This window comes from Micromonospora yangpuensis, assembly GCF_900091615.1.
GTDB classification, from domain to species: Bacteria; Actinomycetota; Actinomycetes; order Mycobacteriales; family Micromonosporaceae; genus Micromonospora; species Micromonospora yangpuensis.
Genome location: NZ_FMIA01000002.1, coordinates 2,790,327 through 2,807,340, shown reverse-complemented (window position 1 = coordinate 2,807,340; position 17,014 = coordinate 2,790,327). Strand labels below are relative to the sequence as shown.

The 17,014-nt window shown below is 72.2% G+C and carries 16 protein-coding genes; 4 read left to right on the top strand and 12 right to left on the bottom strand.

The genetic code is table 11. The features are described from left to right. Positions 1–18: 18 nt before the first annotated feature. The 7 genes from GA0070617_RS12830 to GA0070617_RS12800 all read right to left on the bottom strand — a co-directional run bounded on the left by GA0070617_RS12830 (position 19) and on the right by GA0070617_RS12800 (position 8,540). Complete coding sequence (locus GA0070617_RS12830; RefSeq protein WP_091436882.1) at positions 19–1,326, bottom strand: ABC transporter substrate-binding protein; 1,308 nt, start codon at positions 1,324–1,326, stop codon at positions 19–21. Positions 1,327–1,438: 112 nt separating this feature from the next. Beyond that, positions 1,439–3,544, bottom strand: coding sequence for a beta-galactosidase (locus GA0070617_RS12825; RefSeq protein ID WP_091436788.1), 2,106 nt, complete (start codon positions 3,542–3,544; stop codon positions 1,439–1,441). Then, complete coding sequence (locus GA0070617_RS12820; protein WP_091436784.1) at positions 3,541–4,590, bottom strand: LacI family DNA-binding transcriptional regulator; 1,050 nt, start codon at positions 4,588–4,590, stop codon at positions 3,541–3,543. Before GA0070617_RS12820 ends, GA0070617_RS12825 begins: the two co-directional genes overlap by 4 nt. A 455-nt stretch (positions 4,591–5,045) precedes the next feature. After that, positions 5,046–5,519 (bottom strand): NUDIX hydrolase, encoded by a 474-nt coding sequence (locus GA0070617_RS12815; protein WP_175440509.1) that lies wholly within the window; start codon positions 5,517–5,519, stop codon positions 5,046–5,048. Between the two features lie 56 nt (positions 5,520–5,575). Next, a complete protein-coding gene (locus tag GA0070617_RS12810) occupies positions 5,576–5,821 on the bottom strand; it encodes a hypothetical protein (RefSeq protein WP_091436778.1) in 246 nt (81 codons plus the stop codon). Continuing rightward, positions 5,802–7,055: an iron-containing alcohol dehydrogenase gene (locus tag GA0070617_RS12805; RefSeq protein ID WP_091436776.1), complete on the bottom strand. Its 1,254-nt coding sequence runs from the start codon at positions 7,053–7,055 to the stop codon at positions 5,802–5,804. The genes GA0070617_RS12810 and GA0070617_RS12805 overlap by 20 nt, the downstream gene beginning before the upstream one ends. Before the next feature lie 36 nt (positions 7,056–7,091). After that, positions 7,092–8,540, bottom strand: a complete 1,449-nt coding sequence (locus tag GA0070617_RS12800; RefSeq protein WP_091436774.1) for an NAD-dependent succinate-semialdehyde dehydrogenase — start codon at positions 8,538–8,540, stop codon at positions 7,092–7,094. Between the two features lie 170 nt (positions 8,541–8,710). Between GA0070617_RS12800 and GA0070617_RS12795 the strand changes: the two genes are divergently transcribed. From GA0070617_RS12795 to GA0070617_RS12780, 4 genes are all read left to right on the top strand, one after another. Beyond that, positions 8,711–9,454 carry a GntR family transcriptional regulator gene (locus GA0070617_RS12795; protein ID WP_229688659.1) on the top strand — a complete coding sequence of 248 codons (744 nt, stop codon included), beginning with the start codon at positions 8,711–8,713 and terminating at the stop codon, positions 9,452–9,454. Positions 9,455–9,542: 88 nt separating this feature from the next. After that, positions 9,543–10,112, top strand: coding sequence for a DJ-1/PfpI family protein (locus GA0070617_RS12790; protein WP_091436769.1), 570 nt, complete (start codon positions 9,543–9,545; stop codon positions 10,110–10,112). Positions 10,113–10,131: 19 nt separating this feature from the next. Then, the gene (locus GA0070617_RS12785) at positions 10,132–10,989 is read left to right on the top strand and encodes an alpha/beta fold hydrolase (RefSeq protein WP_091436767.1); all 858 of its coding nucleotides are present in this window, start codon (positions 10,132–10,134) and stop codon (positions 10,987–10,989) included. A 44-nt stretch (positions 10,990–11,033) separates the two neighbouring features. Then, positions 11,034–11,414, top strand: coding sequence for a MerR family transcriptional regulator (locus tag GA0070617_RS12780; protein ID WP_091436764.1), 381 nt, complete (start codon positions 11,034–11,036; stop codon positions 11,412–11,414). Between the two features lie 121 nt (positions 11,415–11,535). Here the strand turns inward: GA0070617_RS12780 and GA0070617_RS12775 are convergent, their stop codons facing one another. The 5 genes from GA0070617_RS12775 to scpB form a co-directional block, all read right to left on the bottom strand. Further along, entirely contained in the window at positions 11,536–12,708 is a 1,173-nt protein-coding gene (locus GA0070617_RS12775) for an SGNH/GDSL hydrolase family protein (RefSeq protein WP_091436762.1), read from the bottom strand. A gap of 89 nt (positions 12,709–12,797) precedes the next feature. Beyond that, on the bottom strand, positions 12,798–14,195 hold the full coding sequence (gene der / locus GA0070617_RS12770) for a ribosome biogenesis GTPase Der (protein ID WP_091436760.1): 1,398 nt from the start codon (positions 14,193–14,195) through the stop codon (positions 12,798–12,800). Next, positions 14,192–14,872, bottom strand: a complete 681-nt coding sequence (cmk, locus tag GA0070617_RS12765) for a (d)CMP kinase (RefSeq protein ID WP_091436757.1) — start codon at positions 14,870–14,872, stop codon at positions 14,192–14,194. Before cmk ends, der begins: the two co-directional genes overlap by 4 nt. 157 nt (positions 14,873–15,029) lie before the next feature. Beyond that, positions 15,030–15,740 carry a pseudouridine synthase gene (locus tag GA0070617_RS12760; protein ID WP_229688663.1) on the bottom strand — a complete coding sequence of 237 codons (711 nt, stop codon included), beginning with the start codon at positions 15,738–15,740 and terminating at the stop codon, positions 15,030–15,032. Between the two features lie 298 nt (positions 15,741–16,038). Then, the gene (gene scpB, locus GA0070617_RS12755; RefSeq protein WP_091436755.1) at positions 16,039–17,010 is read right to left on the bottom strand and encodes an SMC-Scp complex subunit ScpB; all 972 of its coding nucleotides are present in this window, start codon (positions 17,008–17,010) and stop codon (positions 16,039–16,041) included. Positions 17,011–17,014 lie beyond the last annotated feature (4 nt).

The following is a 17,014-nucleotide window of genomic DNA, read 5'->3' as shown; positions in this document are numbered from 1 at the left end:
TCGTCCTTTTCGACCGGCTCAGTCGCCGGCGACCTGGTAGCCCTGTCGCTTGAGGTCGTCAACGCTGACCTGCTGGACCTGGGCGGCGACGGCGGCGAAGTCGGCACCGGAGCGGACCGCGGTGGGCAGCCGGTCCTCGAAGGCGCCGTACGTGACGTTGGTGTTCGGACCCCAGCTTCTGAAGCCCCGGGCGCCCTTGGCGATCTCGGCGGCGGACTCGTAGTAGTTGGGCTGGTTGCTCATGTACGGCGGCGTCTTGAGCACGTCGCCGCCCTGTCCGGCGCTGGCCGAGGGGTAGAGACCGATCTCGACGAGGATCTTCAGCGCCTCGGGGTCGGTGTTCATCCAGCGGGCGAACTTGACCGCCTGCGCCTTGTTCGACGAGGAGGCGGAGACGGCGGTGGAGGAGCCGCCCCAGAAGCCGGTGGAGTTCTCTCCGGCCGACCACTGCGGTAGTGGCACCATCTGCCAGTTGCCGGAGCCGTTGGCGGCGATGCCCTGCAGGACGCCGACGCCCCAGACCGCACTGGGCCAGGCGATGATGGTGCCGTCGCTGATCTGGCTGTTCCACTGCGGGGTGTACATCGGGTCGCCGAGGACGGCCTTGGAGTTGACCAGGTCACCCCAGAAGCCGAGGACCTTGCGGGTCGCCTCGTCGTCGATGTCGACCGACCAGGTGCCGTCGTCGTTGGTCCACCAGTTGGCGCCGGCCTGCTGGGCGAAGCCGGCGAGCCAGCCGGCGTCGCCGGGGTGGAAGGTGGTGAGGTAGCGCCGGGCGTCACGGTCGCGCACGGTGCGGGCCAGGGCGCCGAACTCCTCCCAGGTCTGCGGGACCTTGAGTCCCATCTGGTCGAAGATGTCGGCCCGGTAGAAGAGCATCATCGGCCCGACGTCCTGCGGGATGGCGTAGGTGGCGCCGCTGAACGAGGTGAGGTTCCAGGTCCCCTCGGGGAAGGCACCCTGGGCGTCGCCGAGGGAGCCGCTGAGGTCCTGCAACGCGTTGTTCGTGATCATGGTCGGCAGTGCCTGGTACTCGGCCTGGACCAGGTCCGGGGCGTTGCCGGCCTTGACCGCGGCGAGGAACTTGGAGACCAGTTCGTCGCCGGCGGCCTGGCCGCTGAGGGTGACGGTCTGCTCGGGGTTCTTTTCGTTCCAGAGGTCGACGACCCGCTGGATGTTCTCGGCCCAGGCCCAGAAGACCAGGTTGGCCGGGGCGTTCTCGTCGCCCTCGATCGCCGTGTCGGCGCCGTTGTCGGCGTCGTCGTTGCTGCATGCGGTGAGAAGAAGGGCGGTGGCGGATGTGGCGAGCAGGGTCCTCCTGCGCATGGGGGTCTCCTCCAGCTACGTCTGTCTCAGTTGGATGTGCGGTGTGTGTCTTCCCGGCGGGTACGGGGTGGGGGTGCCGCGCGGACCCACCGGGACGGGTGGCGTCGGGGATTCAGGCCAACGGCTTCAGTACGACGACATCGCGCGCCGCCAGGGTCAGTGCCCCCTCGACCTGGTTTCCGGTGAGCAGGTCACCGGCCGGCTCGGTCAGGGTGACCCGGGCCGGCCCGGCGCCGTGGTTGAGCAGGAACAACGTGTCTCCCCGGCGGACCGCCTCGACCCCGTCCGGCAGGTCGGGCAGCATCCCGGTGACCGCCGCGTCGGCGAGCACCCGGTCGGTCAGCGCGGCCATCGCCGCCTCCTGCGGGACGGTCGCCAGGTACCAGGCCCGACCGGTCCCGAACTCGTTGCGCAGCACCGCCGGGGCGCCGGCGAGGTCACCGTCGAGGAAGGTGGCGACCGGACGCGCCGACTCGGCGCGCATCAGCTCCGACCAGATCGTGGCGGTGAACTCGGCACCGGTCGGGCCCGGGTCGGCGGGCACGGCACCGGCCGGATCGTGGGCTCCACCGCGCTGTTCGGCGTCGGCGATCCAGCGGCACCGCAGTGGTGGATCGTCGGCCACCGGCAGCCACGCCTCCCCGGAGGCGCCCAGGACCTCGCGCAGCGGCGCCGGGAACCGCCCGGCGTGGATGTGCCCGAGCGGGTCGGCCACCCCGGAGAAGGGCCCCACCAGCAGCACCCCGCCGTCACGGACGTACGAGGTGAGCGACTCGGCGGTGGCCTCGGAGAGCAGGAAGAGGTTCGGCACCACGACGAGCCGGTAGCCGCCCAGCTCCGCTGCCGGCGGCACCAGGTCCACCGTCACCCCGCGCCGCCACAGTGGTTCGTAGAAGCGCAGCAGCTGGTCGGTGACGAGCAGCCGGTCGCTGGGGCGGCCGTCGGACTCGCAGGCCCACCAGCTCTGCCAGTCGTGCACCAGCGCCACCCGGGCCGGCACCGGCTGCCCCACCAACGGGGCCAGTCGCCGCAGTTCCGCGCCGTGTTCCCGGACCCGGGTGTGCAGTCGGGTCTGCGCCCCGGCGTGCGGCACCATGGCGGCGTGGTACCGCTCGGCGCCGAACCGGGAGGCCCGCCACTGGAAGTAGCAGAGCCCGTCCGCGCCGCGGGCCACCGCCTGCAGCGACTCCAACCGGAACTGGCCGGCCGGCTTCGGCAGGTTGTGCTTCTGCCAGTTCACCCCGTCGGTGGCCTGTTCCAGCAGCATCCACGGCCCGCCACCGGCCAGCCCGCGCATCAGGTCGTGGGTGAGCGCGGCCCGCACCGGGGACCGGGGGTCGCCCGGGAAGGGGTACCAGTCGTTGCTCACCACGTCCTCGTGCGGCGCCCAGGCCCAGTAGTCCACGGGTTTGAAGAAGCCCATGAAGTTCGTGGTGACCGGGACCGACGGGGTCCGTCGGCGCAGGATGTCCCGCTCCGCACGGTAGTGCGCGAGCAGGGCGTCGGAGCAGAACCGCTGGAAGTCCAGCAGCTGGGTGGGGTTGCGCAGGTAGGGCGCCCGACGGGGGGTGAGGATCTCGTCCCACTGACCGTAGCGCTGACTCCAGAAGGTGGTCCCCCACGCCTCGTTGAGCGTCACGAGGTCGCCGTAGCGCTCCCGCAGCCAGTCACGGAAGGCGGCGGCGGTGTCGTCGCAGTGGCAGATCTGGCCGTACTCGTTGCCGACGTGCCACATCGCCAGTGCCGGGTGGTCGGCGTACCGGTCGGCCAGATCGGTCACCAGCGCCAGGGCCCGCTCCCGGTAGACCGGTGCGGAGGGGCACCACTGGTTGCGGGCACCGTAGTAGAGCCGGTGGCCGGACTCGTCCACCGGCAGGGTCTGTGGCCAGCGGTGGCCGAGCCAGGGCGGCGGTGAGGCGGTCGGGGTGGCCAGGTCGACGGCGATCCCGCCGTCGTGCAGCAGGTCCAGGACCCGGTCCAGCCAGCCGAAGTCCCGCATGCCCGGTTCCGGTTCGATCCGGGCCCAGCTGAAGACCCCCACGGTGACCAGGTTGACGTGGGCGGCGCGCATCAGCGCGACATCCTCGACCCAGACCTCCTCCGGCCACTGCTCCGGGTTGTAGTCCCCGCCGAAGAGCATGCCCCGCCCGGCGGTGAGGGTGTGCAGGCCGGGTCGGCGCCCGGGCGCCGCGTCGGGGTGCGGGCTGTCGCCGGTCATGCCGGCACCCCCGTTTCCGCACCGCGACGCGGCGGCCCCGAGCTCTCCCCCACCACCAGTCGGCAGGGCACCAACCGCTGCCGTGGCGTCTCCGTCCTCCCGGCGTCCGGCTGGAGCTGGTCAATCAGCATCCGCGCGCCGAGCCGGCCCAGTTCGGTGCTGGGCGGCTCCAGGGTGGTCAGCTGCGGGTGGAACATCCGGGCCACCTCCACCGAGGAGAGGACCAGCAGCAGAGTCAGGTCGTCGGGGACCCGCCAGCCCCGGTCGGCCACGGCACCGAGGACCCCGACCGCCGCGTGGTCGTTCATCACCGCGACGGCGGTCACGTCGGGGCGGGTGGTGACCAGCCGTTCGAAGGCGGCCCGTCCCTGCTCGACCGAGTCGGCGTGCAGGTCGCCCACGTACTCCACGCCCCGGTCGCGGGCGGCGACGGCGAACTCCTCGGCGCAGCGCACGGTCGGGCCGTAGAGCGCGGCGTAGGCGTCCGGCGAGTGGTTGAGGAAGGCGAGCGTACGGTGGCCGAGGCCGACGATGTGGTCGACGGCGTCCCGGGCGGTCGCCGCGAAGTCGATGTCGGCGTAGTTGATCCCCGCCGGCTGCCGGGTCCGGCCGATCATGCTGAACGGCGTTCCGGCGGCGACCAGGTGGTCGACCCGTTCGTCGTCGAGGCGGACCTCCATCAGCAGCACCCCCTCGATCAGCCCGAGGCCGGTGAGGTGTCGCAGTTCGGCGACCGGGTCGGACTTCTCCGGGGAGAGGAGCAGGTGGTAGCCGGCCTCGCTGGCGGCCTCGGCGGCGCTGGTGGCGAACTGCATCTCGGTCAGGCCGAAGCCCCGGTTCGGCGCCGGGTAGAGCAGGGCCAGGATCCCGGTCCGCTTGCTCACCAGGCCCCGGGCCAGCAGGTTGGGACGGTAGCCCAGGTCGGCGGCGGCCAGCTCGATCCGGGCCCGGGTCGCAGCCGCGACCGGGCGGGTTCCGTTCAGGGCCGCGGAGACCGTGCTGACGGCCACGTTCGCCTGCTTAGCTACTTCGCGTAACGATGACATGCCGCTCCGGCGAGTTGTCCTCGACGGCGCCGCGGGGTTCCGCGACGCTCGGGTCGAAACGTTTCGCAAACGCTAGAGCTGCCTGGACTGAGATGTCAAGGGTGTTGCGAAAGGACTTCCAGAAGGTTGCGACGACAACCGGATACCAGAGATATGCATACAGAGAGTAATCAGCCAGCCCGACCGGAGAACCTGATCCCACCATGGAACCGCCGGGGTCGGTCGTCCTGGCACCGCCTCGTCCAATAGATTGATGAACGCGGACGTTCCGGACCGCAACGTCCGCGCTCAGCTGCTCCGCCGCACTCCGCCCACCCCGGGCGTCGCGCCGCATGCGCGGCAGCACTTGAGGTCCGCGACGACGCCCAGCGGACGCGAACACCCCACCATCCGCCTACGAGACGTCGCCTACCCAGCAGCCGAGGCCGGGCCCTCGTGCGCGCGGTGTCCGCTCGTCAAGGCCGACGGCGATCGAAGACGAGGTGACGGACCCCAGGGGTCTCGGCCATCAGGATCTTGACGATCTCCGGCGGTACGAAGTCCACCCCGGCCAGCTCGGCCAGGCGGACCCATCGGAAGCGGTGGCCTTCCAGACCATCGACCAGCTCGGGCGGGACGTCCTGCGGCCAGGCAACCGAGTAATAGAAGCAGACCTCCTGACAGGGTGATCCGTCGCCGTCGCGGATGCCCTCGGCGATCAGCATCGGCACCGCGGGAACGGCACACTCCACGGTGAGCTCCTCGCGCAGCTCACGCGCCAACGCAGCCGCCGAGCCCTCCCCGAAATGAACCTTGCCGCCCGGCAGGAACCAGCCGTCGACCTGGTCCACCGCGCACACGAGCAGTCGATCACCGTCCCGTACCGCCGCTGCCGCCCGATACTTGAACGATCCCGGCGCACCCGTCCAGGCGATGTCGTTCTCGTCCACGTCACTCCCTTTCGCACACCTCAGTCGCCGGGGCGACCGACCGAGCCGGCCCTGACCTACGGTAGAGGGACCAGGTTTTGCCCGATGAAGTCACCGTGGACGACACCGGCCGAGGCGTCGCGGCCGAGCGCGGCGGCGAACCGGGCGGCCACCTTCTCGAGGTGGGCGCCGACCACGGCGACGTCCTCCGCCGGCAGCCCAGGAGACGACCGATCGAGCCCACGGGCCGCCGCCTCGACGATGGTGGTGTCGGTCCGTTGCCAGCCCGGCCGCTGGCGGAGATCATCGCGAAGGCCGGTCACTGTCGCTGGGCGGCGTCGGGACGGGTCGGGCCCGTTCCCCCGCCCAGGCCGCTTCGAGGATCGCGGTCAGGCTGGCGGTGTCGGTCGGGCCCGGATGGTTCTGGATCAGGCGGGTGACGCCACCGGCCAGCTCCGCGAAACGCGGGAGGTCGGCGCGGGCCACACCGATCTCCGCCAGGCTGGCGGGGATGCCGATGTCGGCGAGGAGCCCGTCGAGCCAGGTGAGGAACGCCTCCGCGGCCTCGGCCTCCGAGGCGTCGGTCACGTCGAGCCCGCACACTCCGGCGAGGATGGCCAGCCGGTCGCCGACGGCATCCCTGGCCGCGTCCAGCGCATAGGGCAGGAGCAGCCCGACGCCCAGGCCGTGCGGCGTGTGGGTGGCCGCGCCGATGGGGTACTGGAGAGCGTGCGGGGCCGCGTTGCCCGCGTGGGAGAACGCGATCCCGGCCAACATGGACCCGTAGGACATGTCCGCGCGGGCGTCCTGGTCGCCGCCGTCGCTGACCGCACGCCGCAGGCTACCGGCGATCCGCTGCGCGGCCCGCAGCGCGTAGTGGTCGGTGATCGAATTGCGGCCGAGGAAGACCTGTTCCACCGGGTCGCGTGGGCCGTGGGCCCGGGGTCGTGCCGTGTAGCTCTCCACCGCGTGGCAGAACGCGTCGATGCCGGAGTGGGCGGTGACGGTCGCCGGGCAGGTGTAGGTGAGTTCGGGGTCGACGATGGCGAAGTCGGGCACGATGTGGACGCTGGAGACCCCCACCTTCAGCTCGCGGTCCGGGTCGGTCAGCACCGAGACGGGGGTGAGTTCGGAGCCGGTGCCGGCCGTCGTCGGCACCGCGACGAGCGGCATCGTCGGCCCCGGCACCTTCGACTCGCCGTAGAAGTCGCGCGGCGTCCCACCATGGCGCCGGATGACGCCGACGATCTTGGCGAGGTCGATCACCGTGCCACCGCCGACGGCGAGGATCACGTCGGCGTCCACCTCGGCGGCGGCCGAGACGGCCAGGGCGACATCGGTCAGTGGCACGTCTGGGGTCGCGTCGGCGAAGACCTCGACGGCCTCGGCCTTCTCCCGTACGGCGGCCACGATCTCGGCCACGCCCGGCTGCCGCAGCAGCACCCGGTCGGTCACGACGAGGACCCGCGAGCCGCTCTCGGCCACCACGCGGGAGATGTTCTGCGCGACCCCTTCGCCCACTATCAGCTGGCGTGGCCCGCGGACGGTCTCAAGCATGTCGGTGCCTCCTTGGCACGTCGGCGGCGGGCCGTCTCACGGCAGGTCGATCGCGGCGTAGGTGAGGTCGAGGTACTCGAGGATGCCCTCGTGCGCCCCCTCCTTGCCGATCCCGGACTGCTTCACGCCCCCGAACGGCGCCGACGGGTCCGAGATCAGACCACGGTTGATGCCGAGCATCCCGGTATCCAGCCCCTCGGCGAAGCGGAGCGCCCGCCGCAGGTCACGGGTGAAGACGTAGGCGGCCAGGCCGTGTTCGGTGTCGTTGGCCTTCGCGAGCACCTCGTCGTCGGAGGTGAACGAGATGATCGGCGCCACCGGGCCGAAGATCTCCGTCTTCAGCAGCCGCGCATCCTCGGGCACGTCGACGAGGACCGTGGGGGAATAGAAGTGGCCCGGCCCGTCCGCACGCGCGCCGCCCACCAGGACCCGGGCGCCGCGGTCGACCGCGTCGGCGACGAGCTCGTCGAGCCTGGTGACCGAGGCCTCGTCGATCAACGCCCCGACGTCCACGCCGTCGTCGAGGCCGTGGCCCACCGACAGCGCGCCCATCCGCTCGGCGACACGCGCCGCGAACTCCTCGCGCACCGGTTCCTCGACGTAGATCCGGTTGGCGGCGACGCAGGACTGCCCGATGTTGCGCATCTTGGCCACCAGGGCACCGTCGAGCGCGACGTCCGGGTCGGCGTCGGCGCACACGATCAGGGCCGCGTTGCCGCCCAGTTCCATGGAGGTACGCAGTACGTTGTCCGCCGCCTGCCGGAGCAGCACCCGGCCGACCTCGGTCGACCCGGTGAACGACAGCTTGCGGGTCCGACGGTCGGCCAGCAGCGCGGCGACCACCTCGCCGGCACGCGTGGTGGTCACCACGTTGACCACGCCCGGGGGAACGCCTACCTCCTCCATGACGCGGGCCAGCAACAGCATGGTCAGTGGCGTCTGGGCGGCCGGCTTGGTGATCGTGGTGCAGCCCGCGGCCAGCGCGGGAGCGATCTTGCGGGCGCCCATGGCCAACGGAAAGTTCCAGGGCGTCACGAAGACGCACGGTCCGACCGGCTTCGGCACGGTGAGGATGCGGTATCCACCGGCAGGAGCGGTGCGGTAGCCCCCCTCGACGCGTACCGCCTCCTCGGCGAACCACCGGAAGAACTCGGCACCGTAGGCCACCTCTGCCCGGGCCTCGGCGAGCGGCTTGCCCATCTCGAGCGTGATCAGCCGGGCGACCTCCTCGGATCGCCCGGTCAGCGCCCGGTACGTCGCGGTCAACAACTCCGACCGTTTCCGTGGCGGGGTCGCCGCCCACTGCGCCATGGCCCTGCTCGCCGCGTCCAGCGCGGCGAGCCCGTCCACGACGTCGGCGTCCGCCACCTGCGCGATGGTCTTGCCGGTGGCCGGGTCCTCGACGGCGAAGGTGGCTCCGCCTGCGGCGTCGCGCCAGGCGTCGCCGATCCGCAGCCGCCGGTGCGCGGGCGCCAGGACGTTCATCGGAGCTCCAGGTGATCGAGGTAGGGCGATGGCGGGCGGTTCCGCGATGGTGCCGGATGACGATCAGCCGGCACATTTCCTATACGATCGAGCGGAGGCGTCAGCATGTCGCGGTGTAGTGACCGATGTCAACAGCCGCCCGAAGACGCAAGAAGGGACCGCAGGTCACGATGGCCGACGACACGAAGGCCGCCCGGGTCCACCGGACCGCGGCGGTCGGAACGCCGCCGGGAAGAACTGGCGGCCGGCTTGCCGACGAGGTGTACGACACGCTGCTCGGACAGCTGATGTCGCTACGGATCGAGCCTGGCTCCCGGGTCACGATCGACGCCCTGGCGCGAGAGCTTGGGGTCTCGCAAACGCCGATCCGGGACGCGCTGAACCGCATGGAGGCCGAGGGCCTGGTCGTGCGGGTGCCCCATGCCGGCTACCGCATTCCTCCCCAGATCACCCGGCACCGGTTCGCGGACATGCTCGAGGTCCGCCTGCTCCTGGAGCCGGCGGCGGCGCGCCGATCCGCCGAACGCGCCACCCCGGAGCAGGTGGCCGGGCTGCGACGGATGCTGGCGGAGATGGCGGAGCTGGAGGGGAGCACCGGGCCCACCGCCTACGGCGCCTTCGGGCTACGCGACGCCGCCTTCCACGATCTCGTCGCCCGGAGCGGTCAGAACCAGGTCATCCGGGAGTCGCTCGCCCGCCTGCACAGCCACGTACACCTCTTCCGGCTGCACCACGACGCCCAGGTCACGCGGCTGGCGATGGCCGAGCACGAGGCGGTGGTGGCCGCGATCGCCGCGCGTGACCCCGACGCCGCCGCCTACGCGATGCGCCGGCACATCCTGCGCTCCGGCGAGCGGTTCCGGCGCGTGTTCGACGAGGCCGAGGAGGCCGACGCAACGGCGGTGGAGGCTTGACGGGTGGGCCGGGTCGAGGAATGCTGACCCCACCGGATCAGATCGTATTGGATCTATCTCGCCCGTCCCCGAACGCGAGGAGAAGCAGGTGCCCAGAGCGCTGCTCCTGACCGGCGACGCCGCCGAGGAACTCGACACCATGTATCCCTACTACCGTGTGCAGGAGGGCGGCTGGGACGTCGACGTCGCGTCCCGGACGACGCGTGACGTGCAACTGGTCATCCACGAGTTCGACCCCAACTCCGATGCCTACGTGGAGAAGAACGGCCGGAAGCTGCCGGTCGACGTGCCCTGGGCCGAGGTCGACGTCGAGCGCTACGACGCCCTCATCATCCCCGGGGGACGCGCCCCCGAGTGGATCCGGGTCGACGCCGACGTCAGGCGCATCACCGAGCACTTCTTCGCACGCGACCTCCCGGTGGCGCTGGTGTGCCACGGCGCGCAGGTGCCAGCGGTGTACGGGCTGCTGAAGGGCCGGAAGACGGCGTGCTTTCCCCCCATCACCGGTGACATGGAGAACGCCGGCGCGACGGTCATCGACGCTCCCGACGTGGTGGACGGCAACCTCGTCTCCTGCCGGGGCTGGCCCGACATGCCGCAGTTCGGCAAGGCGATGATGGAGCTCTTCTCGAAGTCCGTCAGTTCCGCACCGGCATGAGCGGCCGGGGCGTGCCCCGGTGACGACACGTCGGACCGTCACGGTCGACGGCTCCCCCGTCCACGTCCTGGCGAGCGGCGCCGGGCCCGCGGTGCTGATGCTGCACGGCTCCGGACCCGGTACGACCGGGTCCGGCGCCTGGGCGACGACGGCGCGGGCGCTGGGTACGTCCTGGCACCTGGTGGCTCCTGACCAGGCGGGTTTCGGCCGTACACCTGTCCCGGCGGGCTCCCGGGGTGGGCTGCGGTTGTGGACGGAGCAGGCCGCGGGCCTGATGGACGCGCTCGGTGTGGAGCACTACGCCGTGGTGGGTCACTCCATGGGTGGTGCCGTGGCGCTGGCCCTGGCGGCCGCCCGTCCCCAGCAGGTCACCCGGGTCGTGGCGGTCTCGACGATGGGCGCACCCGGGGCGCCGCTGTCCGCCGATCTCGACGCGGTCTGGGCCGCCCCCGCCGGCCCGCTCGGGGCCCGGGACATGCTGAGTCGCCTCGTCCTCGACCAGGCGCTCGTGACCGATGCGGCCGTCGCTGCCCGGGCGGCTGCGATGCGGGCGGGTGCGGCCGCGTTCGCGTCGTTGTTCCCGCCACCCAGGGCACGATGGGTCGACGGGCTCACCCTCCCGGCGCAGACGTTGGCAGCGGTCCGCGCGCCCGTGCTGCTCGTACACGGCGCCGAGGACCGGGTCACCCCGCTCCGGACGGCAGCCCAGCCCCTGCTCGAACAGCTGGCCGATGTCCGTCTGCACGTGTTCGGCCGATGCGGGCACGTGCCGGCGATCGAGCATCCGGACGAGTTCCGGCAACTGCTGTCGGGATTCCTCGCCCGGGACCGGGGTCACCGATCGCTGGGGCGGTTTCCCGACCCGACAGGTCGGTAGAGTGATACTCACATGGACGTGAGGTCAGGCGCGGGGAGGCAGCGATGACGGCAACCGTCCGGATAGGTGAACTGGCCGCGCGTACCGGGGTCAGCGTGCGTTCCCTGCGCTACTACGAGGAGCAGGGGCTGCTGACCAGTCTGCGCACCCCGAGCGGCCACCGCCGCTACCTCGAGACTCAGGTCGAGCGGATCTTCTTCATCCAACGGTTGTTCTCCGCCGGTCTGAGCAGTCGGACGATCGTCGACCTGCTGCCCTGCGTCGAGTCGCCGAACACGGACACCTCCGAGGCGGCCCTGGAGCGGATGCACCAGGAACGGGACCGGCTCGACCGGCACATCGAGGACCTGATCCGGACCCGGTCGGTGCTCGACGAGCTGATCGCCGCCAACCGCGCGCACCGCACGGAACTCGTCAGCGCGTGAGCCCCACCGCGGGCGTCAGCGCGCGGAGCGGAAGCTGGCACGCACCTCCGTCGGCGAAGAGTTCCGGCTGTTGCCAGGCGGCGAAGTGGCAGCGCCCTGCCGGCCAGCGGGCCGGTCGGAGTCAGCGTCGGGCGAACGGCCCGTCCGGGGCGAAGGCCCGCTCGGCGAAGCGTTCGGCGATGCGCCGGTGGGCGGCGGTGTCCGGGTGGAGTTCGTCGGGCAGCGGCAGCTCGGCGAAGTCGGCCTCGCCGTAGAGGTCGAGGCCGTCGAGGTGGTGCAGGTGGGGGTCGTCGGCCGCACGCTGGGCGGTGATCCGCGCCAGTTCGTCGCGGATGACACCGAGGGTCAGTTTGCCACTCGCCCGTTCCGCCGGGTCGCCGGTGGCCCGGAAGCGCACCTGGCCGGCACCGAGCGCGGCGAGGTCGAACGCGCCGGGACCGGGGGTGTCCTCGTGGATGGGGCAATGGATCGGGGAGACGACCAGTATCGGCGTGGTGGGATGACCGTCGCGGATGGTGTCGAGGAAGCCGTGCACGGCCGGGGCGAAGGCGCGTAGCCGCATCACGTCGGTGTTCACCAGGTTGATGCCGATCTTCACGCTGATCAGGTCGGCCGGGGTGTCCCGCATGGTGCGGGCGGTGAACGGGTCGAGCAGCGCGCTGCCGCCGTACCCGAGGTTGACCAGTTCGACGTCGCCGAGGGACGCCGCGAGCACCGGCCAGGTGGCGGTGGGGCTGGTGGCGTTGGAGCCCTGACTGATGGAACTGCCGTGGTGCAACCACACCCGGCGCCCCTCGCCGGGCACCGGTGCGACCGGGGCGTCGGTACGCAGGGCCACGAGTTCGGTGGTCTCCTGGTGCGGCAGCCAGATCTGGAGGTCCTTCATCCGGTCGGGCAGGCCGCTGAACCGGATGGTGCCGGGCGGCCCCGGCTGGTGCGCGCTGCTGCCGGTGGTCAGGTCGACGGTCACCGTGTCGCCGCCGGTCACGCTGGCCTGGTCGGTCAACTGACCGTCGACGAGCAGGTCGTAGACGCCGACCGGACGGGCCGGCAGTCCGGGGTAGACGTACCTGGTGGGCAGCGTGTCCAGCTCGACCGTGGTGGCCCGGGTGCGCAGGGCCAGCCGTACGCCGGCGGGTTGGGCCTCCACCATGGCGAGTTGCCCGTCGGTGTTCTGGGCACGGGCCCAGGCGGGCAGTCGGTGCGGCACCACTCCACGTTCGGTGTGCCGCAGGTCGAGCGCGCCGCGTACCAGGTCCGCAGTGATCGGCGTGGTGATCCAGATGGGGTGCATGTTCTCGATCCATCACATCGACGTTGTCGGGTCACCCCACACCCCCTAGGCCGTCCTAGGAGGGTGGGGTGGAAGGGGGCCGCGGGTGGTCAGCCGTGGGCCTTGCCGCGCCCACCGGGGCCGAGCTTCTTGCGCGGGCGTACCGAGATCTCGATGGGGCTGCCCTCGAAGCCGAACTCCTCACGCAGCTTGCGCTCGACGAAACGCTGGTAGCCGGCGTCCAGCGGGCCGGTGGTGAAGAGCACGAACCGGGGCGGGGCCACCCCGGCCTGGGTGGCGAAGAGGATCTTCGGCGCCCGGCCACCGCGTACCGGGTGCGGGGTGGCCTGCACCAGGGCGGTCAGCCACGAGTTGAGCTGCGCGGTCGGCACCCGCGTCTCCCAGCTGGCCAGGGCCTTGCGCAGCGCCGGGGCGAGCTTGTCCACCGCCCGGCCGGTCATCGCCGACAGGTTCAGCCGCAGCGCCCACGGGATCCGGCGCAGCTCCCGCTCGATCTCCTTGTCCAGGTAGTACCGACGGTCGCCGTCGACCAGGTCCCACTTGTTGAAGGCGATCACCAGAGCCCGGCCGGACTCGGTCACCATGGACAGGATCCGCTGGTCCTGCTCGCTGATCACCTCGCTGGCGTCGAGCAGCACCACCGCCACCTCGGCGGCCTCGATCGCCGAGGCGGTACGCAGGCTGGCGTAGTACTCCGTGCCGCTGGCCTTGCCGACCCGCTTGCGCAGCCCGGCGGTGTCCACCAGCTGCCAGGTCTCCCCGCCGATGGTGACCAGGCTGTCCACCGGGTCGACGGTGGTGCCGGCGACCGCGTCGACCACCGCGCGTTCCTCACCGGAGAAGCGGTTGAGCAGGCTGGACTTGCCCACGTTGGGCCGGCCCACCAGGGCCACCCGGCGGGGGCCCCGGGGGCGGTTCTCGTCGATCGGCGGGGCCTCCGGCAACGCCTGCAGGATCGCGTCGAGCAACTCGCCCGAGCCCCGGCCGTGCAGCGCCGAGACCGGGTACGGCTCGCCGAGCCCGAGCGACCACAACGTGGTCGCCTCCACCTCGATCGCGGCGTTGTCGGCCTTGTTCGCCACCAGGATCACCGGCTTGGCGCTGCGCCGCAGCATCTTCACCGCGGCCTCGTCCACATCGGTCGAACCGACCACCGCGTCGACCACGAAGAGCACCACGTCGGCGGTGACGACCGCCGTCTCGGCCTGCGCCGCGATCGCCGCGGCCCGGTCCTTCGCGTCGGGCTCCCAACCGCCGGTGTCCACCACGGTGAACGCCCGCCCGGCCCACTGGGCGTCGTAGGGGACCCGGTCGCGGGTCACCCCGGGCACGTCCTCGACGACCGCCTGACGACGGCCGATGATCCGGTTGACAAGCGTCGACTTGCCGACGTTGGGCCGGCCGACGACCGCCACCACGGGCACCGGGCCGGCCGGCTGCTCGACCTCGGGCTCGCGCAGCTCGACCCAACCACCGTCGTCGTTCATGCCACGCCCCGCTCGGTGAGCAGCTCGCGCAGCCGGGTCACGACCTCGTCGATGCCGAGCGCGGTGGTGTCCAGCACCACCGCGTCGGTGGACTGCTGCAACGGGTCGGCCTTGCGGGTGGAGTCCAGCCGGTCCCGGCGGGCCAGGTCGGCCGCGGTGGCGGCCACGTCGACGGCGTCCTCGGCGCTACGCCGGGCCGCCCGCGCCGCCTCCGAGGCGGTCAGGTACACCTTCAGGTCGGCGTCCGGGGCGACCACCGAGCCGATGTCGCGGCCCTCGACCACGATCCGGCCGGCGGTGGTGATCATGTCGCGTTGCCGGCCCACGAGCAGCGCCCGGACCGCCGGCACGGCGGCCACGGCGGAGACCGCACCGGTCACCTCCGGCCCCCGGATGTCGGCGTCGACACCGTGACCGTCGACGGTCACGCCGTACCCCGCCGGGTCGGTGCCGATGCGCAGGTCGACCTCGCCGGCGACCTTGGCCACCGACTCGGCGTCGGCCGGGTCGACCCCGGAGCGCAGCACCGCCCAGGTGATCGCCCGGTACATCGCCCCGGTGTCCAGGTAGCGGGCGCCGAGCCCGGCGGCCAGCCGCCGGGAGACGGTGGACTTACCCGAACCGGACGGCCCATCCACAGCGACCACACAGCGCCCGGTCGGTACGTTCTCCTCCACCGTGTTCCTCCTCAGCCCGTTCCCCACGGGGTCGAGTCCCCGCGAGCGGTGTTGCGTGGTCAATGATGCCCGCCGGCGCGAGAAACGCCGCGTCCGGGCGGCGCCCCGCCCCGGACCGCACGGAAGCCTACCGGCAGCCGTACCCACCGATGACGGGTCAGTCACCCACCGCCTTGAACAGGGCGGCGACCTCCGCGTTGGTAAGCCTGCGGGTCCGCCCGGCACGCAGGTCACCGAGCCGGATCGGACCGATCGTGGTACGCACCAGACGCGACACCGGGTGCCCGACCTCGTCCAACAACCGCCGGACGATGTGTTTGCGCCCCTCGTGCAGGGTCAGCTCCACCTGGGCGGTCCGCCCCAGGGTGTCCACCACCCGGAACGCGTCGACCTGCACCGGGCCGTCCTCCAGCTCCACCCCGGCGGCCAGCCGCTTGCCGAGGTTACGCGGGATCGGGCCGGCCACCTCGCACAGGTAGGTCTTGGCCACCCCGTAGGAGGGGTGCATCAACCGGTGCGCCAGGGTGCCGTCGTTGGTGAGCAGCAGCAGCCCCTCGCTGTCGGCGTCGAGCCGCCCCACGTGGTAGACCCGCTGCTCGACCCGACCGTCGAGGAAGTCGGCGAGCGCGGTACGCCCCTTCTCGTCGGCCATCGTGGAGACCACCCCACGGGGCTTGTTCATCGCCAGGTACACCAGGCGGGTGTCGACGACCAGCCGTTCGCCGTCGACGTGGATGACCGCGGTGGCCGGGTCGACCTTGTCACCGAGCTGCGCGACGCGGCCGTCGACGGTGACCCGCCGCCGGAAGATCAGATCCTCGCAGGCCCGCCGGGAGCCGACACCGGCGGCGGCGAGCACCTTCTGCAACCGCTGCGCCCCCTCGACCGGCTCGGCGGACTCGACCGGACGCCGCGCCGCTCCGGCCGACCGGTCCCGCGCGGACGGCTCCGGCTTCGACCGGCCCCGCGAGGTCGGCTCGGTCGGCGAGCGTCGCGGCTGCGGCTCCGGATGCGGGGCCGACCGGCCGGGCGGCGGCTGCTCACCACGCGGGGTCGGCTGGGAGCGCGGCGGGTCGGCACGCGGTCCCGACCGGGTGTACCGGTCGGCGCGTACCCCGGGCCGGGGGCCGGACCGGTCGGCGCGCGCGGAGGAACGGACGGGGCGGTCATCGCGTGGCATCGGCAAGCTCTTCTACGTCATCGGGGAGGAACGGGGCGAGCGGCGGCAGTTCGTGGACCGAGTTCAAGCCGAGCTTCTCCAGGAACATCGTGGTGGTCCGGTACAGGAACGCCCCGCTGTCCGGCTCGGTGCCGCAGTCCTCGACCAGACCGCGCGAGACCAGGGTACGGATCACCCCGTCACAGTTGACACCCCGGATGGCCGAAATGCGGCCCCGGGTCACCGGCTGCTTGTAGGCGACCACGGCCAGGGTCTCCAGTGCGGCCTGGGTCAACCGTACCGACTGCCCGTCGAGCACGAACCGCTCCACGTAGCTGGCGTACTCGCCCCGGGTGTAGAGCCGCCAACCGCCGGCCGCCCGGCGCAGCTCGAAGCCGTGCCCGGCGGCGGTGTACCCGGCGGCTATCTCGTCCAGCATCCGGCCGACCCGCTCCGGCGCCTGCTCCACCACCTGGGCCAGCAGCAGTTCGCTTACCGGTTCGTCGACCACCAGCAGGATCGCCTCCAGGGCCCCCCGCAACTCGGCGTCGTCCAGCTCCACGACCGTCGGCTCCGGTACGGCGACCCGCCTGCCCCGCCCCCTACGCCCGCCCGCACCCAGCCCGGCTCCGGCCCCGGACCCGGTCTGAGTCGCGGTCGCGGTCGCGGGCCCGGTCGCGGGCCCGGTCGCGGCGTCCGGGGCAGGCCCCCCGGCGTCCGACGCGAGATCCGGCGCGGGTACCACGGCACCCGGCGCGGGTTCTTCGGTGCCCGGCGCGGGTTCTTCGGTGCCCGGCGCGGGTTCTTCGGTGCCCGGCGCGGGTTCTTCGGCGTCCGGCGCGGGTTCTTCGGTGCCCGGCTCTGACAGCGGGGCCGGGGCGGGGGCGTCTGCGGGGGCGGGACGACGTTCGGGGGCCCACGGCGGCACCCAGGCGGCGGCCTGATCGGCCAGTGAATCCCGGCGGTCCTCGTTACCCATCCCC